Annotated in this window: 21 protein-coding genes; 10 read left to right on the forward strand and 11 right to left on the reverse strand. The window is 64.6% G+C overall.

The annotated features are described in order from the left end of the window. The 3 genes from UW3_RS29365 to UW3_RS0108080 all read left to right on the forward strand — a co-directional run. The coding region (locus tag UW3_RS29365; protein WP_010221827.1) for a fimbrial biogenesis chaperone at positions 1-505 on the forward strand (505 nt) is incomplete at its 5' end. A gap of 55 nt (positions 506-560) precedes the next feature. Continuing rightward, positions 561-2,894, forward strand: coding sequence for a fimbria/pilus outer membrane usher protein (locus UW3_RS0108075; protein WP_010221828.1), 2,334 nt, complete (start codon positions 561-563; stop codon positions 2,892-2,894). Then, entirely contained in the window at positions 2,891-3,856 is a 966-nt protein-coding gene (locus UW3_RS0108080) for a Csu type fimbrial protein (protein WP_010221829.1), read from the forward strand. Before UW3_RS0108075 ends, UW3_RS0108080 begins: the two co-directional genes overlap by 4 nt. On the opposite strand, the gene UW3_RS0108085 is transcribed toward UW3_RS0108080, so the two are convergent. Beyond that, on the reverse strand, positions 3,820-5,028 hold the full coding sequence (locus tag UW3_RS0108085; protein WP_010221830.1) for an MFS transporter: 1,209 nt from the start codon (positions 5,026-5,028) through the stop codon (positions 3,820-3,822). The genes UW3_RS0108080 and UW3_RS0108085 overlap by 37 nt on opposite strands. A 92-nt stretch (positions 5,029-5,120) precedes the next feature. On the opposite strand from UW3_RS0108085, the gene UW3_RS0108090 reads away from it, so the two are divergent. From UW3_RS0108090 to UW3_RS0108115, 6 genes are all read left to right on the forward strand, one after another. Further along, positions 5,121-5,570 (forward strand): winged helix-turn-helix transcriptional regulator, encoded by a 450-nt coding sequence (locus UW3_RS0108090; RefSeq protein ID WP_010221831.1) that lies wholly within the window; start codon positions 5,121-5,123, stop codon positions 5,568-5,570. A gap of 105 nt (positions 5,571-5,675) precedes the next feature. Beyond that, positions 5,676-7,178, forward strand: coding sequence for an APC family permease (locus UW3_RS0108095; RefSeq protein ID WP_010221832.1), 1,503 nt, complete (start codon positions 5,676-5,678; stop codon positions 7,176-7,178). Next, positions 7,138-7,722, forward strand: coding sequence for a DUF3156 family protein (locus UW3_RS0108100; protein ID WP_010221833.1), 585 nt, complete (start codon positions 7,138-7,140; stop codon positions 7,720-7,722). Before UW3_RS0108095 ends, UW3_RS0108100 begins: the two co-directional genes overlap by 41 nt. A 117-nt stretch (positions 7,723-7,839) precedes the next feature. Beyond that, complete coding sequence (gene feaR, locus UW3_RS0108105; protein ID WP_010221834.1) at positions 7,840-8,784, forward strand: transcriptional regulator FeaR; 945 nt, start codon at positions 7,840-7,842, stop codon at positions 8,782-8,784. A gap of 131 nt (positions 8,785-8,915) precedes the next feature. Beyond that, positions 8,916-10,139, forward strand: a complete 1,224-nt coding sequence (locus UW3_RS0108110; RefSeq protein WP_010221835.1) for a multidrug effflux MFS transporter — start codon at positions 8,916-8,918, stop codon at positions 10,137-10,139. A gap of 27 nt (positions 10,140-10,166) precedes the next feature. Further along, entirely contained in the window at positions 10,167-10,751 is a 585-nt protein-coding gene (locus tag UW3_RS0108115) for a TetR/AcrR family transcriptional regulator (protein ID WP_010221836.1), read from the forward strand. Between the two features lie 82 nt (positions 10,752-10,833). Here the strand turns inward: UW3_RS0108115 and UW3_RS0108120 are convergent, their stop codons facing one another. Both UW3_RS0108120 and UW3_RS0108125 read right to left on the reverse strand, forming a co-directional pair. Continuing rightward, positions 10,834-11,199, reverse strand: coding sequence for a cupin domain-containing protein (locus UW3_RS0108120; protein ID WP_010221837.1), 366 nt, complete (start codon positions 11,197-11,199; stop codon positions 10,834-10,836). A 34-nt stretch (positions 11,200-11,233) separates the two neighbouring features. Further along, entirely contained in the window at positions 11,234-12,532 is a 1,299-nt protein-coding gene (locus UW3_RS0108125) for an NAD(P)/FAD-dependent oxidoreductase (protein WP_010221838.1), read from the reverse strand. A 164-nt stretch (positions 12,533-12,696) separates the two neighbouring features. On the opposite strand from UW3_RS0108125, the gene hpaR reads away from it, so the two are divergent. After that, positions 12,697-13,119: a homoprotocatechuate degradation operon regulator HpaR gene (gene hpaR / locus UW3_RS0108130; RefSeq protein WP_010221839.1), complete on the forward strand. Its 423-nt coding sequence runs from the start codon at positions 12,697-12,699 to the stop codon at positions 13,117-13,119. Between the two features lie 86 nt (positions 13,120-13,205). On the opposite strand, the gene hpaI is transcribed toward hpaR, so the two are convergent. The 8 genes from hpaI to UW3_RS0108170 form a co-directional block, all read right to left on the reverse strand. Further along, on the reverse strand, positions 13,206-14,009 hold the full coding sequence (gene hpaI / locus UW3_RS0108135) for a 4-hydroxy-2-oxoheptanedioate aldolase (RefSeq protein WP_010221841.1): 804 nt from the start codon (positions 14,007-14,009) through the stop codon (positions 13,206-13,208). A 10-nt stretch (positions 14,010-14,019) separates the two neighbouring features. Then, on the reverse strand, positions 14,020-14,823 hold the full coding sequence (gene hpaH / locus UW3_RS0108140) for a 2-oxo-hept-4-ene-1,7-dioate hydratase (protein WP_010221844.1): 804 nt from the start codon (positions 14,821-14,823) through the stop codon (positions 14,020-14,022). Positions 14,824-14,834: 11 nt separating this feature from the next. After that, positions 14,835-16,139 (reverse strand): MFS transporter, encoded by a 1,305-nt coding sequence (locus UW3_RS0108145; RefSeq protein ID WP_010221845.1) that lies wholly within the window; start codon positions 16,137-16,139, stop codon positions 14,835-14,837. A 51-nt stretch (positions 16,140-16,190) separates the two neighbouring features. After that, entirely contained in the window at positions 16,191-16,583 is a 393-nt protein-coding gene (locus UW3_RS0108150; protein ID WP_010221846.1) for a tautomerase family protein, read from the reverse strand. 119 nt (positions 16,584-16,702) lie between these two features. Continuing rightward, positions 16,703-17,560 (reverse strand): 3,4-dihydroxyphenylacetate 2,3-dioxygenase, encoded by an 858-nt coding sequence (gene hpaD / locus UW3_RS0108155; protein WP_010221847.1) that lies wholly within the window; start codon positions 17,558-17,560, stop codon positions 16,703-16,705. Positions 17,561-17,663: 103 nt separating this feature from the next. Further along, positions 17,664-19,124: a 5-carboxymethyl-2-hydroxymuconate semialdehyde dehydrogenase gene (gene hpaE, locus UW3_RS0108160; RefSeq protein WP_010221848.1), complete on the reverse strand. Its 1,461-nt coding sequence runs from the start codon at positions 19,122-19,124 to the stop codon at positions 17,664-17,666. Positions 19,125-19,129: 5 nt separating this feature from the next. Then, positions 19,130-19,903: a fumarylacetoacetate hydrolase family protein gene (locus UW3_RS0108165; RefSeq protein ID WP_010221849.1), complete on the reverse strand. Its 774-nt coding sequence runs from the start codon at positions 19,901-19,903 to the stop codon at positions 19,130-19,132. Further along, positions 19,903-20,574, reverse strand: a complete 672-nt coding sequence (locus UW3_RS0108170; protein ID WP_010221850.1) for a fumarylacetoacetate hydrolase family protein — start codon at positions 20,572-20,574, stop codon at positions 19,903-19,905. The genes UW3_RS0108165 and UW3_RS0108170 overlap by 1 nt, the downstream gene beginning before the upstream one ends. Positions 20,575-20,658 lie beyond the last annotated feature (84 nt).

The raw sequence follows: 20,658 nt of genomic DNA on the forward strand, positions 1-20,658 counted from the left end.
CGGGCAAAAGCAGTTGATCCGCCTGACCCGCACCGGCAACTCGCCGGTCGGCCAGGAGCAGGCCTACCGCATCATCATCGATGAAATTCCCCCGGCCTTGCCGGCGGTGGCCAGCGCCGACAAGGCCCAGGCCGCGATCCGCTTTCAGATGCGTTACTCGGTGCCGCTGTTTGTCTATGGCGAGGGACTGTGGGGCAAGCCGGACGCCAGCGGCCCGCGCGGCGACAGCGGGGTGGGCAAGCCGGCGCTGAGCTGGCGCCAGGTGTCGGTGCAGGGCAAGCCCTATGTGGAAATCCGCAACAGCGGGCCGGTGCACGCACGCCTGACCGATGTGGTGCTGCAGCAGGGCGGCCAGAGCCGGCCGCTGGTCGAGGGCCTGCTCGGCTATGTGCTGCCCGGCGCGGTCATGCGCTGGCCGGCGCCGCAGACGATGAGCGCCGCCTCGGTGCTCAAGGGCCGGGTCAATGGCCAGGAGCCGGCGCAAACCTTGAGTCAGGGCCAATGAGCCACTGCTAGCAGCAAGGGGCCAGGGAGGACCCGGTAATGGTCGGATACGGTGTGTGAGGCTCTTTTCGGCGCTGCAGGCCTGTGGCCTGACCGTGCTGGTTTGTGGCTCGCTGCTGGCCGGCGACCTGCCGCCGCCCCCGGCCAGCCTCGAAGCGGTTGCCGATGCGCCGTTGTTCCTGGAACTGCTGGTCAACCAGATGAGCAGCCCTGAGCTGGTAGCGGTGCAGCAGCGCGCCGGGCGCCTGTACATGGCCACGGCCGATTTGCACGCGGCCGGTATCGAACTGCCTGGAGAGTACGGCGCCGAAGTGGCCCTGGACAGCATCCCCGGGCTGCATACCGACTACGACAGCCAGGGCCAGCGCCTGCTCTTGCAGGTGCCGGCCAACTGGCTGCCGACCCAGCGCATCGGCAGCAGCCAATTGTACCCGGCCAGCGAAGCGCGCAGCAGCTTCGGTGCATTGCTCAACTATGACCTGTACCTCAACGACACCGACGACGGTGGTCGCTATCTCGCGGCCTGGAACGAGCTGCGCCTGTTCGACAGCTGGGGCACGCTGTCGACCACCGGCCAGTGGCGCCAGTCCCTGGGTGGCAACGATTACGCCGCCAGCCAGGAAGGTTTTCGCCGCTACGACACCACTTGGCGCTATACCGACGAAGCGCGCCTGCTGACCCTGGAGCTCGGCGACGTGATCAGTGGCGCCTTGCCCTGGACCGGCTCGGTGCGCCTGGGCGGCCTGCAACTGTCGCGTGATTTTGCCGTACGCCCGGACCTGGTCACCTACCCGTTGCCGGCCTTTGCCGGTGAAGCGGCGGTGCCGTCCTCGGTGGACCTGTTCATCAACGGCTACAAGAGCTCCAGCGCCGAGCTGCAACCGGGCCCTTACACCCTGACCAATGTGCCGTTCATCAATGGCGCCGGTGAGGCCGTGGTGGTGACCACCGATGCCCTGGGCCGCCAGGTATCGACCACCTTGCCGTTCTATGTCACCAGCAGCTTGTTGCAGAAGGGCCTGGCGGATTTCTCGGTCGCTGCCGGTAGCCTGCGCCGGGATTACGCGATTCGCGACTTTGCCTACGGCCCGGGGGTTGCCGCCGCCAGCCTGCGCTATGGCCTGAGCGACAGCTTCACCCTCGAAAGCCACGCCGAGGCGGCCGAGTCCCTGGCCCTCGGCGGGCTGGGCGGCAACTGGCAGGTGGGCAACTGGGGCGTGGTCAACACGGCCCTGAGCCAAAGCCGTTTCGACAGCCGCAGCGGCGAGCAGCTGAGCTTCGGCTACCAGTACAACAGCCAGCGCCTGGGCTTTAACTACCAGCGCCTGCAACGGCGGGGCGACTACGCCGACCTGTCGCTGGTCGACAGCCCCTACACGCGCCTGAGCCAGCGCAGCGAGCAGGTGACCTTGAGCCTTAACCTGGAGCGGTACGGTAGCCTCGGTGCCGGCTACTTTGATGTACGTGCCGGCGACAACTCGCGGACCCGCTTGCTCAACCTCAGCTGGAGCAAGCCACTGTGGGGCAATAGCAGCCTGTACCTGTCGGCCAACCGTGAAATCGGTGACAGCCAGTGGGCGCTGCAGGCGCAACTGGTGGTCCCGTTCGACCTGCGTGGCACCCTGAGCTTCAGCGTCGAGCGCAACAAGGACGGCGAGCGCCAGCAACGGGTCAACTACAGCCGCGCGGTGCCCAGCGAAGGCGGGGTCGGTTTCAACCTCGGTTACGCCGATGGCGACCGCGAAGCCTATCGCCAGGCCGACGTCACCTGGCGTCTGCAGTCCGTGCAACTGCAGGCCGGCGCCTATGGCAGCAGCGCCAGCATGACCCGCTGGGCCGATGCCAGCGGGTCGCTGGTGTGGATGGACGCCGGGGTGTTCGCCGCCAACCGCATCGACGATGCCTTTGTGGTGGTCAGTACCGAAGGCTTTGCCGACGTACCGGTGCGTTACGAGAACCAGCTGGTCGGTCGCACCGACCGCAACGGCCACCTGCTGGTGCCCTGGAGCAGCGCCTACTACCGGGCCAAGTACGAGATCGACCCCATGGAGCTGCCGGCCAATGTCCAGACCCCTGAGGTCGAGCAGCGCGTGGCCGTGCGTCGTGGCAGCGGCTACCTGCTGGAGTTCCCCCTGCAACGGGTGGTGGCGGCGAGCATCGTCCTGGTCGATGGCCACCACCAGGAACTGCCCTTGGGCAGCCAGGTGCGCCACGAGCAGAGCGGGGCGCTGGCGGTGGTCGGTTGGGACGGGCTGGTGTATCTGGAGGGGCTGGCTGCGGACAACAGCCTGCAGGTGCAGATTGCCAATGGCGGCAGTTGCCGGGTGCAGTTCACGCTGGCGCCCGAGCAGGACCAGGTGCCGCTGATCGGCCCGCTGGTGTGCCAATGAAGCGCCTGCTCGCGCTGCTGGCGTTATTGCTCAGCCAGCAGGTGCAGGCGCTGTGCTCGGTGGTCGATACCGCGCCGGCAAGCTTTGGCAGCGTCAGCTCGACCCTGGTGCGCACCACCGTACAGTCGGCTTCGACCCTCAATGCCGGGCTGCAATGCACAGGTTCCCTGGCGAGCCTGCTGGCCAGCGACGATCATTTCTATGCCACCTTCACCCCGCCCGCAGGCAGTACCGGCTTGCTCGGGCCCTCCGGCGATGTGATCACCTATACCCTGTACGCCAACAACACCAGCAACTTCCCGATCGCCCGCAGCCTGCCCTACGATTTTGCCCGCAACGGCATCATCGATGCCCTCGGCCTGCTCAACGGCACCACACCCAAGGCGGTGCCGATCTACCTCAAGAGCCTGACCGGCAGCAACGTCGCCGCCGGTTTCTATCAGGAAACCTTCTCGGTGTACTGGGACATCAGTTACTGCTGGGGCCTGGGCGTGGGCAGTATCTGCCTGGGCCGGCAGAACCTCACCGGCACCACCAGCCTGACCGTGAGCCTGACCGTGACCAATGACTGCCAGATCACCAGCCCCAATATCAGCTTCGGCAGTGCGCCGGTGGTCGGCGGCTTCAGCACGGTCAACAGCAACGTCAACGTCTCCTGCACCAAGGGCAGCAACTACAGCGTGGGCCTGGACGACGGCCAGAACGTTTCCGCCGGGCGGCGGCGGATGAAATCGGCGGCCAACAATTACCTCGCCTATGACATCTTCAAGAGCGCCGGCAGCGTGCGCTGGGGCAGCGTTACCACTGCCCGTCGGGCCAGCACCGATGCCGACATCAATCCCGGCGCGGGCACCGGTACCGGCAGCCAGGTGTTCAACTACAACGCCAAGGTCTACACCGACCAGAGCACCCCCCCAGCCGGTACCTACCTGGACAACGTGATACTCGACGTGCAGTTTTGAGCCCGCGCCCCTTCAGTCAGCCACCAGTAACCCAGGGCCAGGGCGTTGAGCAGGGCGCCGTAGGCACACACCCACAGCCAGCCGCCCCAGGCGTAGACCAGGGTCGAGGTCAGCGCGCCGAAGGCACTGCCCACTGAATAGAACAGCATGTAGGCGGCAGTCAGGCGGCTGTGGGTGGCTTCGGGCAAGCGGTAGATCAGGCTCTGGCTGGCGACGTGCACGGCCTGCAGGCCCAGGTCGAACAGCACCACGCCGAGCAGCAGCGCCCACAATGAGTAGCCGGTCAGGGCGATGGCCGCCCAGGACGCCAGCATCAACAGCAACGAGCCGCCACTGACCCACTGGCCCAGGCCGCGATCCACCAGCGCCCCGGCCCGTGCCGCAGCCAGCGCGCCCGCCGCTCCTGCCAGGCCGAACAGGCCGACTTCGCCGGTCGACAACGACAGCGGCGGGGCGCTCAGGGGTAGCACCAGCGGCGTCCACAGCACCATCGCCGAGGCGAAGCTGAGCAGGGCCAGCACCGAGCGTCGGCGCAGCAGCGGTTCATCGCGCAACAGCAGCGCCAGTGAGCGCATCAGTTCGCGGTAACTGCCCGCAGCCTGCGCCGGTTCCTGGCGCGGCAGCACGCGCCAGAGCAGGGCGGCAATCAACAGCGTCAGGGCCGCCGACAGCCAGTAGATCGAGCGCCAGCCGGCCAGGTCGGCCATGGCCCCGGACAAGGTGCGGGCGAGGAGGATGCCGATCACGATACCGCTGGTGATCACCCCCACCACCTGGCCGCGTTCGCTGGCCGCCGACAGCGTGGCGGCATAGGCCACCAACACTTGCGTGACCACTGCCAGCAAGCCGCTCAAGCCCATGCCGAGCAGCAGCCAGGGGGTACTCGGTGCCCAGGCAATCAGCAGCAAGGCCAGGGCCGACAGCAGTGACTGGCCGACAATCAGCCGCCGCCGGTTGAGACGATCGCCCAGCGGCACCAGCAGCAACAGGCCCAGGCCATAGCCGACCTGGGTCAGGGTCACCACCAGGCCGACCAGGCCCGGGTCGATGGCAAATTCCCGGGCCATGGCTTCCAGCAAGGGTTGCGCGTAATAGACATTGCCCACCGCCAAAGCGCAGGCCACGGAAAACAGCAAGACAACGGCGGACGACAATCGATGTGCGGGCTGCATGGGGTTCAATCCTTCTGGTTGCATAATGAAACCAGTTGTACGCTAGATAAACTGGTTTTATATTGCAACCACTTTCATTGGCGAGATTTCCCATGGTCCAACGCACCCGCCTGCAAGACGCCGAATGCCCGGTGGCCCGTTCCCTCGACGCCATTGGTGACTGGTGGTCGCTGCTGATCGTGCGTGATGCCTTCGATGGCTTGAAGCGCTTCAGTGAGTTCCAGCGCAACCTCGGCCTGGCCAAGAACATCCTCAGCACCCGTCTGCGCCAGTTGGTCGAGCACCAGATCTTCGAACTGGTGCCGGTGTCCGAGGGCAGTGCCTATCAGGAATACGTGCTCACCGAAAAGGGCCTGGGCCTGTTCCCCTTGATCGTCGGCTTGCGCCAGTGGGGCGAGGCGTTCTACTTCGCTGCGGGTGAAGCCCATTCGCAACTGGTCGACCGGCAACACGGCCAACCGGTCAAGGCCCTGGAACTGCGTGCGGCCGACGGCCGCCTGCTCGGCCCGCACGACTGTGTACGGCTGCCGGCCAGGGGCTGAACCTGGCAGCCAGCTACAACCGTCACGGCAGCCATGGGCAAGACGGCCATTGCCTCAACGCGCAGAGTAGGACCACTGTCATCCTTCTGCTCGAGGTCTTTTGCCATGTCGCTCAACGACACGCTCAGTGCGCACCTGAATCGCGGCACGGTCGGCTTTCCCACCGCCCTTGCCAGTACCATCGGCCTGATCATGGCAAGCCCGGTGATCCTCACTGCGACCATGGGCTTCGGCATTGGCGGCAGTGCCTTCGCCGTGGCCATGCTGATTGCCGTGGTGATGATGCTGGCGCAGGCGACCACCTTTGCCGAGGCGGCGTCGATCCTGCCGACCACCGGTGCGGTCTACGACTACATCAACTGCGGCATGGGGCGCTTTTTCGCCATCACCGGCACGCTGTCGGCCTACCTGATCGTCCACGTCTTTGCCGGCACCGCCGAGACCATGCTGGCCGGGGTCATGGCCCTGGTGAACTTCGAGCACCTCAACACCCTGGCTGAATCGGCCGGTGGTTCGTGGCTGTTGGGTGTGGGGTTCGTGATCATCTTCGCCATCCTCAATGCTTTCGGCGTCAGTGCGTTCGGCAAGGCCGAGATCATCCTCACCTTCGGCATGTGGACCACCTTGATGGTCTTTGGCGTGCTCGGCCTGGTGGCCGCGCCAGCCGTGGAGCTGGAGGGCTGGTTCGGGGTGTCGCTGGTGGGCACCGACCTGGTGACCATCCTCTCGCTGGTGGGCATGGCGATGTTCATGTTCGTCGGCTGCGAGTTCGTCACGCCGCTGGCCCCGGACCTGCGCCAGTCGGCGCGGAGCATGCCGCGAGCCATGGCCCTGGGCCTGCTCGGGGTGGCGGCGTGCATGTTCATCTACGGCGCGGCGATGAAGCGCCAGGTCGAGAACCTGTTGCTCGATGCCGCCAGCGGCGTGCACCTGCTGGATACGCCCATGGCCATCCCGCGGTTTGCCGAACAGGTGATGGGCGATATCGGCCCGCTGTGGCTGGGTATCGGCTTTCTGTTCGCCGGTGCTGCGACCATCAACACGCTGATGGCCGGGGTACCGCGGATTCTCTACGGCATGGCCGTCGATGGCGCCTTGCCCAAGGTCTTCACCTACCTGCACCCGCGCTTTAAAACGCCGCTGCTGTGCATCCTCGTCGCCGCCTTGATTCCATGCCTGCATGCCCTGTGGCTGGGTGGCAACACCGACCGCATCATGCACCTGGTGCTGGCGGCGGTGTGTGCCTGGAGTACCGCGTATTTGCTGGTGACCCTGTCGGTGGTGATCCTGCGCATCCGCCGCCCGGACCTGCCACGGGCCTACCGCTCACCGCTGTTCCCGCTGCCGCAGATCCTGTCGAGCGTGGGGATTGTCCTGGGCATGTGGTTCATCACCCCGCCAGGCATGGACCCGGCCGACATCTACGTGCCCTTCGGCCTGATGCTGGCCGGTACGGCGGTGTACGCGCTGTTCTGGACGCTGGTGGTACAGAAGGTCAATCCGTTCAAGCCGGCCTCGGTGGAAGAGGTGCTGGCGCGGGAATTCGCTCATCAACCGGGGACTGCACATGGCCATTACCCTGCGTCATCTGTGGCAAAGGCTGTCTGAACGGGCGCCGGCCGGCTATCGGCCGGGGCTGACCCTTGAGCGGGTGCGGCGCAACCTGGGTCTGGAGCGCTTTGAGGTCGTCGCCCCCGGCCTGGGCCGCTTCGACTGGGCCGGGCAGGCGGTGCAGGTGCGCGAGCGCTGTGAAGCGCAATTGCTCATGCACCTGGTGCTGACCGAGTTCAGCCTGACCCTGCCTGCCACCGGCCAGGGCAATGCCCGCCTGGTGCTGCACCACCGTGGGTCACTGCGGCGCACCGGGCTGCAGGTTCGCCTGCGCAAGGGCGAGCTGGCATTGCAGGCTGAACTGCAACGCCGCCTGCAGGCAGATAGCGCATTGCTGCAAGCGTTGATGCCGCTGGACTTCAAGCGCCTGTTGCTGCAACGGTGCGACGGCCAGTGGACCCTGAGCCTCGAACACATCGGTGCCAGCGAGGTGGTCAACCGCCTGCCGGCCTTTCGTCGCTACATTCGCCTGAGCCCCGAGCAACGCCAGCACCTGCTGGCCGCGCTGCAAGGCTTGCCGGCGCTAGTGGCCGGGCTCTGACCCGGCCACCTGGCATCAAACCTGCTTTCACCCTGGCTGCTTGACGCAAGTTGCGCGCACATAGATAACATGTTAACTATTGCCCAACAAAAACAAGATGCCACTGTGGAGGTACCCATGAGTATCCATCACGCCAGCAGCCCTGCGCTGGAACGCTGGAACGCAACGATGCAGAACATCTGCGGGGTGTACGAGACGGAACTGGCGTTCAACCCCTCGCTGTTCATCGGCGAGATTTCCACCTGGTCGCGCGGCGGCCTGGCCCTGGCCAACCTGCGCACCAATGCCGGGCTGATCCGCCGCAAGGGCCTGAACAGCGACCGCGACAACGACCAGCACTGCTTTCTGGTCAGCCAGCGCACCGGCTTTTCGCAGATCACCCAGAACGGCCTCAGCATCCAGCTGGCACCGGGCGAAATGCTTCTGATGGACGCTGCCGGCGCTTGCGAAATCATGCCCTTCGGCCTGATCGAACACGCCTCGCTGTCACTGTCGCGGGCCGAGGTGTGCAAGCAACTGGGCAGCGACAGCCGCACCTTCGGCAAGATCTCCCAGACCCGTGCCTGCGGGCGCATGCTGCACCTGTTGATGGACCAGCTGTGCAAGGAGCAAAGCGCCGGCGAAGACGAGCAGGGCGAGGGCCAGGCGCTGCACAGTGCCTTCCTGTCGTTGCTCGGTTCGGCACTTGAGGGCAGCGACGATCCGGCGGCCCTGCCGGCCTCGTTGCAGGGCGCCAACTTGCGCAGCTATGTGCAAAAAATCATCGATGACTCCCTGGGTCAGGCCAACCTGACCCCGGTCAACCTCGCCAACCGCCTGAACATTTCCGTGCGCCACCTTTACCGCCTGTTCGAAGAGCAGGGCGACAGCGTCTGCCGTTACATCCAGCGCGCGCGCCTCAAGCGTAGCGCCGCCGACCTGGCCAACCCGGTGCTCAAGCGCGAGTCGATCACCACCATCGCCTACAAATGGGGCTTCACCGACTCGGCGCACTTCAGCCGTTCGTTCAAGAAGCAGTTCGAGCAGTCGCCCAAGGACTACCGCGCCAGCAGCCTGGCCTGATCGTTGTTTCAACTGTGCTGACTTGACCGCAGGATGCGGTCTGTATAGGCTCGCTCGGGCTGGCTACCTACCGATAGGTAGGTTTAATGGTAAATGCCAGCCAGTTGCCGTTTTTATCTGGAATCGAGCCTATGCACAGTACAGCCCCCACGCCGACCGCCCAGGTCGGCTTCGCCATTTCCCTGGCCCTGATCGGCGCCCTCGGGCCCTCGGCAGTCGACATGTACCTGGCAAGCATGCCGAGCATTGCCAGCGAGTTCGCCACCTCCTATGCCGGGGTGCAGCTGACCCTGACCGTGTTCCTCCTGGCCATGGGTGCCGGGCAGTTGTTGTTCGGCCCGCTGGTCGATACCCTCGGCCGGCGCCGGCCATTGCTCGCCGGTTTGCTGGTGTTCGTCTGCAGCTCCCTGGCCGCTGCCGCCGCGCCAGACCTCAACAGCCTGCTGCTGGCGCGCTTCATCCAGGGCCTGGGCAGTGCCCTGACCCTGGTGGTGATCATGAGCATGGTTCGCGATGTCGCCGAAGGCGCAAGGGCGGCGCAGATCTTCGCCTTGCTGATGACCATCGAGGGCCTGGCACCGGTGATCGCCCCGGCGCTGGGCGGCTTTGTCGGTGCGCACTTTGGCTGGCGGGCGATCATGCTGGTGCTGGCGGCATTGGCGGTGCTGGTACTGATCAACTCGGCCGTGATGCTCAAGGAGACCTTGCCCGAGGACCAGCGCATGGCCTGGCAGCCCCGGGAATTCCTGCGTACCTATGGGCGTATCGCCTGCGACCGCCAGTTCCTGCGCCCGGCCCTGGCCTTGTCGGCGGTGTTCTTCTTTCTGTTTGCCTACATCGGCGGTGCGGCCTTGGTTTACCAGGAGCATTTCGGGCTGTCGGTGGAAGCCTTCGGCACACTGTTCGGGGCCACCGGCGTGGCCATTTTGCTCGGTGCCGTCAGCGCCGGCCGCCTGGTGGCGCGCAAGGGCCTGGTGCGTCTGGCCCGCTGGGGCGCGGCGTGCATGTTGGTCGGTGCCGTGCTGGTGCTGGCTGGCGCACTGAGTGCGGCGGGGCTGGTGGGTATCGTTGCCGGCATGGCCGTGGCCATGTTCGGCCTGGGCATGGCCGAGGCGACCCTGATGTCGCTGGTGATGGCGTCGCAGAGCAAGGCCCTGGGCTCGACCGCCGCCTTGCTCGGCGCCTTCCAGTTGATCATTTCGTCGTTCGCCACGCCATTGTCGGGCATCATGGCGCCTTTGGGTGCGGCGCACTGGGCGCTGTTGCTTGGCGTCTCGGCGGTGTGCGTCGCGCTGCTGGTGCACATCAGCACCCGCCATGCCGAGCCGCACCTGCACAGCCTGGCTGGGCATTGATCCGTATTTGTTGTGGGAGACACCGCTATGAGAAGCCTGACGCCGTCGGCGGAAAAAATCTGCGCGATTGCCGTCGAGCAGTTTGCCGAACTGGGTTATGACGCCTCGTCGCTGAACGATATCGCCGCCGCTGCAGGCATGCGCAAGCCGTCGTTGTATGCGCATTTCGCTGGCAAGGATGACCTGTTCCAGGTGGTCTATGCACGGGCCCTGCACGCCGAGCATGAGTACCTGGAGGCCTGCTTTGCCGAGAAGGTGACGGCCGGGGAATTGCCGGGGCAGCGCTTTGCCGAGCGTTTGAACCAACGTTACCAGGCGTCGGCGCACTTGCGCTTCATGCTGCGCACGGCGTTCTTTCCGCCGAGTGAATTGCGGCCGGTGATCTGCGCCGGGTTCGAGGCGTACCTGGCGCGTTTGGGCGAGTTGTTCACCCAGGCATTGCGCCGCTATGCGCCAGCGCTGGATGAGCAGCAGCAACGCTTGTATGGCGATGCCTACCTGGGGATTGTCGACAGTTTGAATGTCGAATTGATCTATGCGGGGGCGGGGGCGTTCGAGCGGCGCTTGGCGGCATTGTGGCGCTTGTTTGGGGAATCGTTGGCCAGGCTTTAGGGCCTCATCGCTGGCAAGCCAGCTCCCACAGGTTCGGTGCATGCAGTCCTTGTGGGAGCTGGCTTGCCAGCGATGCTTTTTGTCAGGCTACTGCAAAGTAATGCTTCACAAAGCTCTCGCTGAGAATCTCCCACAACACCGGCGTGCCCTTGGTCACGAACCAGCTGTCACCCTGGTTGTAGGTGCGGCTGACGCCGCTCGCTTCGTCGGTCAAGCGCACTTGGCCGGTGACCACCACGGCCTGTTCATTGAACGGGTAGACCATGCGGAATTTGCCCGTGGTGGTGCCAAAATAGGCGCTGCTGACCGGGTCGGTGGGGGCGCCGAAGGTCATTTTGCCGAAGGCGCGCACTTCGCCTTCGAGTATCTCAGAGCCCAGGTCGGCAACGGTGCCCCAGGCGTCGAGTTCGCTGAGCTGGAGGTTCTGTTTAACGGCAGTCAGGGTCATGGCAGTGTTCCTTGAGGGTTGAAAACAATGGGTTTCAGCGCCGGCCATTCCAGTAGCCGGACAACTGGTGCCAGGACTTGCCGGCGGTCAGCAGCACCGCGCGCAGTGAGTCCTTGGCCGGGATGGTCGGGCGTGGCACCGAACTGATCAGGTCATAGCGCGCAGAGCCTTCGCTCATGCCTTCGGCCAGTACCTTGCAGATGATGTGGCTTGGGGTGACGCCAAAACCGGAATAACCTTGCACGTAAAACGCGTTGCGCCGACCGGGCAGGGTGCCGATCTGCGGGAACAGGTTGGGGCTGCACGCCATCGGCCCGCCCCAGGCCAGGTCGATCTTCACGTCCTTGAGGTAGGGGAAGATCTTCAGCATCAGGTTGCGGTTCCAGGCCTTGAGGTCGCGCGGGATGTGCTCGACCAGCGGTGTGGCGGCACCGAACAACAGGCGGTTTTCGTTGGTCACGCGGTAGTAGTCGATCACCGGGCGGATGTCGCTGTAGGCGCCGCGAATCGGGCTGATGCGCTGGATCAGTTCGTCCGGCAGCGGCTCGGTCATCATCTGGAAGGCGTAGGTGTTGATGGTCGAGCGGTGCAGCTCCGGCTCCAGTTTGTTGAGGAAACTGTCGCAGGCCCACAGCAGCTTGCTGGCGGTCACCGAACCGCGCCCGGTGCGTACGCGAATGCGCTCGCCGTACTGCACCTGCAGCGCCGGGCTGTTCTCGAAGATGCGCACGCCGTGTTCGCTGAGGGCCTTGGCTTCACCGAGCAACAGGTTCAGCGAGTGCACATGGCCACCGCCCATGTGCAGCAGGGCACTGCTGTAGGCGTCGGAGCCGATGATCTGCTTGACCTCGCTGCCACCGAGAAAGCGGATCTCGTGCTGGGAGTTGACCGACTTGAAGTCCTTTTCCCAGGCGCGCAGGGTCTTTTCCTGGCGGGCATTGAAGCCCATGTAGCCGTAGCCATGGCAGAAGTCGGCATCGATGGCGTACTTGGCAATGCGCTGCTTGATGATGTCGGCGCCCAGGTCGCTGATCTCGAAGATCTGCCGCAAGCCATCGTCGCCGACGTGCTGCTTGATCTTCTCCAGGTCGTGGCCGATGCCGGCCATGATCTGCCCGCCATTGCGCCCGGTGCCGCCAAAGCCCAGGTACCGGGCTTCGAGCACGACGATGTTGGTGATGCCTTTTTCCGCCAGCTCCAGGGCCGTGTTGATCCCGGAAAAACCGCCGCCGATGATGACCACGTCGGCGTCCACGTCTTCTTCCAGGGTCGGGAAGCTGAGGTTGTATTTTTTGGTGGCGGTGTAGTAGGTCGGCGTTTCGATGTTGATCATGGCGCTGCCTGAAAAGTGAAGTACTGATGGGCTCTATTAAGGCCCTGCGCCGCGCTGGCGTCTTGATCCTGCCTGCCGCCGGGCTTGACTGGCGGTGCCAGGGCTGTGGCAAGGCGTTGATTTTGTTAAAGTGTTAACAAAATAGCCTGATGATTAGCCAAGCCATGCCCCAACCGCGCCCGTCCCTGACCCTGACCTTGTTGCAAGCCCGCGAAGCGGCCATGCGTTTCTTTCGACCCTCGCTCAACCAGCACGGGCTCACCGAGCAGCAGTGGCGGGTGATCCGTATCCTGCACCAGCAGGGCGAAATGGAGATCTACCGCCTGGCGGAACTGGCCTGCATCCTCAAGCCGAGCATGACCGGGGTGCTGGTGCGCATGGAGGCGGCCGGGCTGGTCAGCCGGCGCAAGGCCGAGCAGGATCAGCGCCGGGTGCTGGTCAACCTGGCGGCCAAGGGCGAGGAGATTTTTGCCTCGATGAGCCAGTGCATGTCGAGCAACTATCGGCGTATTCAGGAGCAGTTCGGGGAGCAGAAGCTGCAGGCGTTGCTGGGCTTGCTGGAGGAGTTGAAGCAGGTGGGGCGGTGACCGCATCGCTGGCAAGCCAGCTCCCACAAGGTCTTCTGTAAACCTAACCTGTGGGAGCTGGCTTGCCAGCGATGAGGCCAGTACAGTCAATACACAGAAGGGCCGGATGAAGCCGGCGCCACCCCCCCCTTGAACCTGCCCGCCAACCCCTGCAAGCCGCGCATCAGCACCGTGGTATCCACCCCCACCGCGACAAACCCGGCGCCCAGCTCCAGGTAGCGCCGTGCCAAGGCCTCATCGGCACTGAGAATCCCTGCTGCCTTGCCGGCCTTTTGAATCTGCCCGATCGCCTGTTCAATCGCCGCCTGCACCTCAGGGTGCCCGGGATTGCCGCGATACCCCATGGACGCACTCAGGTCCGCCGGGCCGATGAACACCCCGTCAACCCCCTCGACGGCGGCAATCGCATCCAGGTTCTGCAGCCCTTCAAGGCTCTCGATCTGCACCAGCAAGCACATCTGCTCATCGGCCTGGTCGAGATAACCGGGGATGCTGTTCCAGCGCGATGCCCGCGCCAGGGCACTGCCGACGCCGCGCACGCCGTTGGGCGGGTAGTGCATGGCGCGTACCAGTTGGCGTGCCTGTTCGGCGCTTTCGACCATAGGCACCAACAGGGTTTGCGCGCCGATATCCAGCACCTGCTTGATCAGCGCGGTGTCGCCGATCACCGGGCGGATAATCGCCTGGGCCGGGTAGGGGGCGATGGCCTGCAACTGGCCGAGCATGCCGCGCAAGTCGTTGGGGGCGTGCTCGCCGTCGATCAGCAGCCAGTCGAAGCCTGCGTTGGCGGCAAGTTCTGCGCAGTACGGCTCGGCGAGGCCGAGCCACAGGCCGATTTGCGCCTCGCCGCGTTGCAGGCGTTGTTTAAAACGGTTGATGGGCATGTCCATGGGCAAGTCCTCAAACGAAACGGCAGGCAATCGAACCGAGCATGTCGTAGTCGACATGGAAGGTATCGCCCGGGTTGGCCGCCACCGGGCGGGTGAAGGAGCCAGCGAGGATGATCTGCCCGGCTTCGAGGGTAACGTCGTACGGCGCCAGTTTGTTGGCCAGCCAGGCGACACCCTTGGCCGGGTGATTGAGCACCGCCGCCGAGACCCCGGACTCTTCGATCACGCCATTGCGGTAGAGCACCGCCGGCACCTTGCGCAGGTCGATATCGCCCGGGCGCACCGCGCGCCCGCCCATGACCACGCCGGCGTTGGCGGCGTTGTCGGAGATGGTGTCGAAGACCTTGCGCGTGGCCTGGGTCTGCGGGTCGATCTGCTGGATGCGCGCATCGATGATCTCCAGCGCCGGGATCACCCATTCGGTGGCGTCGAGCACATCGAACAGGGTCACGTTCGGCCCCTTGAGCGGCTTGCCGAGGACAAAGGCCAGCTCGACCTCGACCCGCGGCACGATAAAGCGCTGGAAGGGGATGTCGCTGCCTTCGTCGAAGAACATGTCATCGAGCAGCGCGCCGTAGTCCGGCTCGCTGATGTTCGACGACACCTGCATGGCCCGCGAGGTCAGGCCGATCTTGTGGCCGACCAGCTTGCGCCCGTCCTGGATCTTTTGCGCGACCCAGGCACGCTGGATGGCATAGGCGTCTTCGATGCTGATGCCCGGGTGCTCCAGGGAGAACTGCCGCACCTGTTCGCGGCTGCGTTCGGCGCGGTCGAGCTGGGCGGCGGCTTGTAGGATCTGGCTGTGGTCAAGCATGGCTGAATCTCTTACTGAGGGTTGACGATGGCAGCCTTGGTGCGCAGCACCAGCAAGCCGCCGAGGGTGATGAACAGCGCCAATACGTACAGGGCCAGGCTGGCGCTCTGGGTGGTGTCGCGCATCCAGCCGATCAGGTAGGGGGCAAGGAACGAGGCGATGCTGCCGAACGAGCTGATCAGGGCGATACCGGCAGCCTGGGTGGTGTTCGAAAGGAACGCCGGTGGCAGTTGCCAGAACATCGGCAAGGCGGCGCTGGCGCCCATGCCGGCGATGATCAGCCCGCCCAGGACCATGACGGCATTGCCTGGCGCCAGGCCCGCCACGGCAATGCCGATGGCCGACATCAGCAGCGGTACGCACAGGTGCCAGCGGCGTTCACGCTGACGGTCCGAGGAGCGGCCGCAGGCGATCATGAAGAAGCACCCGGCCAGGTACGGCACGGCGCTGAGCAACCCGACCCGGCCATCGCTGCCGATGCCGGCGCCGTGGATCAGGGTCGGCATCCAGAACGCCAGGGTGTTGACCGCCAGCATCACCGCAAAGTACACCGCCACCAGCAGCCAGACCTGGCTGTCGCGCAGGATGCCGGCGAACGAGGTGATGGATTTGCGCTGTTCTTCCTGGCTCAGTTGCTCGCGCAGTTGCTGTTTCTGGTTGCCGTTCAGCCAGCTGACGCTTTCGAAGCTGTCGGGCAGGCACTTGAGCACCACCAGGCCGAGCAACACCACCGGTGCGCCTTCGATCAGGAACATCCACTGCCAGCCACGCAAGCCGGCGGCGTCGTGGAACAGCTCGAGGATGCCGCCCGACAGCGGCCCGCCGACCACGCCGGCCATGGGCACGGCAATGGCGAACAGCGCGGTGATCTGCCCACGGCGGCGGGCCGGGTACCAGCGGTTGAGGTAAACCAGGATGCCGGGGAAGAAGCCGGCTTCGGCGACGCCCAGCAAAAAGCGCAGGACGTAGAAGCCCGAGGCCGATTCAACCCAGAGCATGCTGGTCGACAACGTGCCCCAGACCACCATCAGGGTGGCGATCCAGCGCCGTGGGCCGACCCGGTCCAGGGCCATGTTGCTGGGCACGCCGAACAGCGCGTAGGCGATGAAGAACAACCCGGCACCAAAGCCGTAGACCGTGTCGCTGAAGTGCAGGTCGCTGCTCATCTGCATCTTGGCAAAACCAATGTTGATGCGGTCAAGGTGAGCGAACAGGTAACAGATCAGTAGCAGCGGCATCAGCCGCCAGGTGATCTTGCTGTGGGTCGAGTCATGTTGGGCAAGGGCAGCGTGTTCGGCAGTATTGGCTGTGCTCATGATCTTGTACTTTTTGTCAGAGGGCCGTTGGGGAGGGCGGGTGGCTGTGGCTCAGCCCGCCTGGTTGCGCAGAAAGGCGTGAACATTGTTCTGCTTGAAGTTCAGTTGCGGGTGCAGCTCGATCATCTCGAACGACAGGGCCAGCAGGCGCTGGCTTTGCAGCTCGGCAAAATGCGCGGTGATCACCTCGAACAGCGTCTGGGCGACCTGGGTGCGGGTGTCCAGGTCGCGGCCATGGCCGACTTTCAGGGTCATGTGGACGAAGGCGTAGTCATGCTTGCCATCGGCCATGCGCCAGCTGTCCAGGCGCACGCCGCGGCTGCGGATGCCACCCAGGGGGAACACGCCGCTGGCGCCCAGGCTGGCGTGGACCTTCTCGAACAGGCCGGGCAGGTCGGCCTGTTGCTCGATGTTGTCGGTGTACTCAATGATGAAATGCGGCATGAAGATCTCCGTTTGAACGGCGGCAAGCGGCAAGCGGCAAGCGGCAAGCTACAAGCGGCAAGAGCGCGTGCTCTTCACTTGCAGCTTGTGGCTTGAAGCTTGTGGCTGCTGCCTTCGCGCTACAGCGGGAAGACAGCGTTGATCTGGCCGGTGCCGGAACTGCCGAACGGCTCGGTCAGCACCTCGACCGGCTTGTTGTAGTCGGCGCCGCCGAGCAGGCCCAGGAGCATCGCCGTGTCGTGCATGCCGCCTTCGCCGTAGCAGTGAGTGGCGTAGTCCGGAAGCATTGCGCAGAACTCCTTGAAGCGGCCCTGCTTCCACAGCTCGACCACCCGCATGTCCATCTGCTTGTCGAATTCGCGGGTCCAGTTGTGGATGTTGGCTTCGGCCTCGCGGTCGTCCGAGAAGCGGTGCGAGAGCGAACCCGAGGCCAGTACCAGGACCTTGCGGTCGCTCTTTTCAATGGCCCGGCGCACGGCGGCGCCGAAGGCGAAGCTGTCTTCCAGGCGGTGCCAGGCGCACCAGGCGGCAATCGACACGACCTTGAGCTTTTGCGCCTCCGGTACATCCATGTGCATGTAGCGCATCGGTACCAGGGTGCCGTACTCAAGCTCAAGGCTTGGGATGTTGTGAGCCAGGGTGCGCACGCCGGCGGCGTTGGCTTCAAGGCCGATCAGCTCGCCCAGCTCCGGGCAGCCGGGGTACTCGAAGTCCATGTTCTTGATGAAGTGCGGCAGTTCGTTGCTGGTGTAGGTGCCCTTGAAGTGCTCGCCGCAGTTGATGTGGTAGCCGCTGTTGACCAGCCAGTGGACGTCGAACACCACGGCGGTATCGGCGCCCAGCTCGCGGGCGCGGCGGCCGATTTCCTTGTGTCCGGCGATCGCCGCCTCGCGGCAGCCATGATGCTTGCCGGGCAGTTCGGACAGGTACATCGAGGGTACGTGGCAGACTTTGGCTGCCAGGACGACTTCGCCCATGATGGAACTCCTGGTAATTGTTGTTGGAGCGGGCTTGCCCCGCGATGTGGTTTAGGACCGAAGCAAGATCGCGGGGCAAGCCCGCTCCTACAGGGATCTGCTTTTAGACGCCCCAGCGCGGAATATGATGACTGCCCATCGAGATACACACGTTCTTGATCTCGGCAAACACCTCGAAGCTGTATTGCCCGCCCTCACGGCCGGTGCCCGAGCCCTTGACCCCGCCGAACGGCTGGCGCAGGTCGCGCACGTTCTGGCTGTTGATGAACACCATGCCGGCCTCGATACCGCGGGCCAGACGATGCGCCTTGCCGATGTCCTGCGTCCAGATGTACGAGGCCAGGCCATACTCGGTGTCATTGGCCAGTTGCAGCGCCTCGGCTTCGTCCTTGAACGGAATCAGGCACACCACCGGCCCGAAGATTTCTTCCTGGGCGATGCGCATGTTGTTGTTCACGTCGGCAAACACCGTCGGCTGGATGAACTGCCCACGGGCCAGGTGCGCCGGCAGGTTGGCCGGGCGCTCCAGGCCGCCAGCGAGCAGGGTCGCGCCTTCCTCGATGCCGATCCTGATGTAACCGGTGACTTTGTCATAGTGGGCTTGAGTAATCATCGAGCCTACCTGGGTTTTCGGGTCTTGCGGGTCACCAACGATCAGCCGTTTGGCCCGTGCGGCGAACTCGGCGACGAACTGCGGGTAGACACTCTCCTGGATGAAAATGCGGCTGCCGGCGGTGCAGCGCTCGCCATTGAGCGAGAAGATGGTGAACAGCGCCGCATCCAGGGCGCGCTCCAGGTCGGCGTCTTCGAAGATCAGCACCGGCGACTTGCCGCCCAGCTCCATGGAGTACTTCTTCAGGCCTGCGGTCTGCATGATCTTCTTGCCGGTGGCGGTGCCGCCGGTAAAGGAGATCGCACGTACGTCCGGGTGACGCACCAGGGCGTCGCCGGCGGTGGCGCCGTAGCCCTGGATGACGTTGAGCACACCCTTGGGGATACCGGCTTCGACGGCCAGGCGCCCCAGTTCGTTGGCGGTCAGCGGCGACAGTTCGCTCATCTTCAGCACGGCGGTGTTGCCCAGGGCCAGGCACGGCGCAGTCTTCCAGGTCGCGGTCATGAACGGCACGTTCCACGGCGATACCAGCCCGCACACGCCCACCGGCTGGGACAGGGGGTAGTTGAGCATCTGGTCGTCGACCGGGTAGGTGTGGCCGTCCATGCGCGTGCAGACTTCGGCGAAGAAGTCGAAGTTGTGCGAAGCACGGGGGATCAGCACGTTTTTGGTCTGGTGGATCGGCAAGCCGGTGTCGAGGGTTTCCAGCTCGGCCAGGTGCGGCACGTTCTGCTCGATCAGTTCGCCGAGCTTGCGCATCAGCCGGGCGCGCTCCTTGGCCGGGGTGTTGGCCCATTTCGGGAAGGCTTCCTTTGCCGCCGCAACAGCCTGGGCAACCTCGTCGGCGCCGCCGCTGGCGACTTCGCCAATGGCCTCGCCGGTGGCCGGGTTGTAGTTGACGAACACGTCTTTGCTTTCGACCTCGCGGCCGTTGATCCAGTGTTTGATCATGTTGCTCATGCCTCTTGGCGGTTGAGGGCGAAGAACTCGGCTTCGCTGACAATTCGGTTGACCAGGCGCCCGACGCCTTCGACTTCGACCACCACTTCGTCGCCCGGCACCACGTCGGCCAGGCCCTCGGGGGTGCCGGTGGCGATCATGTCGCCCGGCTGCAGGGTCATGAAGCTGGACAGGTATTCGATCAGGTAGGGGATGTCGAAAATCATGTCCTTGGTACTGCCTTGCTGCTTGAGTTCACCGTTGATCCAGGTGCGCAAGGTCAGGTTGCCGGCATCCGGCACATCGGCGACGTCGACGATCCACGGCCCGACCGGGGTGGTGGCGTCGCGGTTTTTCACTCGCAGGTTGGGCCGGTAGTAGTTCTCCAGGTAATCGCGGATGGCGTAGTCGTTGCACACCGTGTAGCCGGCCAGGTACTCAAGGGCATCCTCGCGCTTGACGTTGCGCGCAGGCTTGCCGATCACCGCCACCAGCTCGCACTCGTAGTGCATGTAGGCGACGTTGTCCGGGCGCCAGCTGACCTGGTTGTGGCCGGTGTAGGTGCCCACCGACTTGACGAACGCCAGCGGTTCGGTGGGCGGCGTGAAGGCCAGTTCCGCGGCGTGGTCGGCGTAGTTCAGGCCCAGGGCGAACATGTTGCCGGTGGCCGGTGGCAGCCACTCGACCTGCTGCTCCGGCAACAACCGGCCATCAGCCAGGCGCACGGCGTTGTCGGCCTCGACGGTGACGGCGTGGACTTCACCCTGGTAGCGGATACGTGCGTGTTTCATCAGCGCTTCTCCTGCGCGGCAACGATGCTGTTGGTCAGGCGCCCGAGGCCGCTGATCTCGACTTCTACCTGGTCCCCGGGCAGTACATCGACGCGGCCTTCGGGGGTGCCGGTGATCAGCACATCACCTTCGTGCAGGGTCATGAACTCGCTGATCTCGGCAATCAGCTGGGCAACGCTGCGGACCATGTTGGCGGTGCTGTTTTGCTGGCGCAGTTGGCCATTAATGAACAGCTTGATGCTCAGTTGCTGCGGGTCGGCAACCTGCGCGGCGGGTACCAGCTCAGGGCCCAGGGCGCAGAAGCCGTCGCGGCACTTGGCCTTGACCGCCGGGCGGTAGTAGCTGTCTTCCGGCAGGCTGAATTCGTTGACGATGGTGTAGCCGGCAACATGCGCCAAGGCGTTGTCGACGCTGACCCGGGTGGCACGCTTGCCGATCACCACACCCAGGGCCGGGCCCGGTTGCAGCTGCTCGATGCCCTGCGGGTAGACCACCGGCTGGCCGTGGCCATTACGGGTATTGGGGGTCTTGATGAACAGCACCGGCTTGACCGGCGGCTTTTGATACGGCGGCTGTTCGAATTCGGCGAGACGCTGGTTCAGCAAACCCTGATAGTTCAGCGCAACGCCGAACAGGGTACCGCTGGCAGCATCGTGCAAGGCACGGCTCATGGGCTTCTCCTGGCTGGGGCAGGGGCAGGGTCCCTGCTCGAATAATTGTTAATGTATTAACGTTATAATTAAGATGTTAACGAA

Origin of the sequence: Pseudomonas donghuensis (genome assembly GCF_000259195.1) — a bacterium.
In the GTDB taxonomy this organism is placed as follows: Bacteria; Pseudomonadota; Gammaproteobacteria; order Pseudomonadales; family Pseudomonadaceae; genus Aquipseudomonas; species Aquipseudomonas donghuensis.

What these genes read in the sequence shown, in the direction of transcription:
- UW3_RS0108170 (WP_010221850.1), bottom strand. Translation starts at nt 20,574, where the DNA reads ATGAGCCGTGCCTTGCACGATGCTGCCAGCGGTACCCTGTTCGGCGTT.
- UW3_RS0108090 (WP_010221831.1), top strand. Translation starts at nt 5,121, where the DNA reads ATGGTCCAACGCACCCGCCTGCAAGACGCCGAATGCCCGGTGGCCCGT.
- UW3_RS0108145 (WP_010221845.1), bottom strand. Translation starts at nt 16,139, where the DNA reads ATGAGCACAGCCAATACTGCCGAACACGCTGCCCTTGCCCAACATGAC.
- UW3_RS0108095 (WP_010221832.1), top strand. Translation starts at nt 5,676, where the DNA reads ATGTCGCTCAACGACACGCTCAGTGCGCACCTGAATCGCGGCACGGTC.
- UW3_RS0108165 (WP_010221849.1), bottom strand. Translation starts at nt 19,903, where the DNA reads ATGAAACACGCACGTATCCGCTACCAGGGTGAAGTCCACGCCGTCACC.
- hpaE (WP_010221848.1), bottom strand. Translation starts at nt 19,124, where the DNA reads ATGATCAAACACTGGATCAACGGCCGCGAGGTCGAAAGCAAAGACGTG.
- hpaH (WP_010221844.1), bottom strand. Translation starts at nt 14,823, where the DNA reads ATGCTTGACCACAGCCAGATCCTACAAGCCGCCGCCCAGCTCGACCGC.
- UW3_RS0108125 (WP_010221838.1), bottom strand. Translation starts at nt 12,532, where the DNA reads ATGATCAACATCGAAACGCCGACCTACTACACCGCCACCAAAAAATAC.
- UW3_RS0108080 (WP_010221829.1), top strand. Translation starts at nt 2,891, where the DNA reads ATGAAGCGCCTGCTCGCGCTGCTGGCGTTATTGCTCAGCCAGCAGGTG.
- hpaD (WP_010221847.1), bottom strand. Translation starts at nt 17,560, where the DNA reads ATGGGCGAAGTCGTCCTGGCAGCCAAAGTCTGCCACGTACCCTCGATG.
- feaR (WP_010221834.1), top strand. Translation starts at nt 7,840, where the DNA reads ATGAGTATCCATCACGCCAGCAGCCCTGCGCTGGAACGCTGGAACGCA.
- UW3_RS0108110 (WP_010221835.1), top strand. Translation starts at nt 8,916, where the DNA reads ATGCACAGTACAGCCCCCACGCCGACCGCCCAGGTCGGCTTCGCCATT.
- UW3_RS0108085 (WP_010221830.1), bottom strand. Translation starts at nt 5,028, where the DNA reads ATGCAGCCCGCACATCGATTGTCGTCCGCCGTTGTCTTGCTGTTTTCC.
- hpaI (WP_010221841.1), bottom strand. Translation starts at nt 14,009, where the DNA reads ATGGACATGCCCATCAACCGTTTTAAACAACGCCTGCAACGCGGCGAG.
- UW3_RS0108100 (WP_010221833.1), top strand. Translation starts at nt 7,138, where the DNA reads ATGGCCATTACCCTGCGTCATCTGTGGCAAAGGCTGTCTGAACGGGCG.
- UW3_RS0108120 (WP_010221837.1), bottom strand. Translation starts at nt 11,199, where the DNA reads ATGACCCTGACTGCCGTTAAACAGAACCTCCAGCTCAGCGAACTCGAC.
- UW3_RS0108115 (WP_010221836.1), top strand. Translation starts at nt 10,167, where the DNA reads ATGAGAAGCCTGACGCCGTCGGCGGAAAAAATCTGCGCGATTGCCGTC.
- hpaR (WP_010221839.1), top strand. Translation starts at nt 12,697, where the DNA reads ATGCCCCAACCGCGCCCGTCCCTGACCCTGACCTTGTTGCAAGCCCGC.
- UW3_RS0108150 (WP_010221846.1), bottom strand. Translation starts at nt 16,583, where the DNA reads ATGCCGCATTTCATCATTGAGTACACCGACAACATCGAGCAACAGGCC.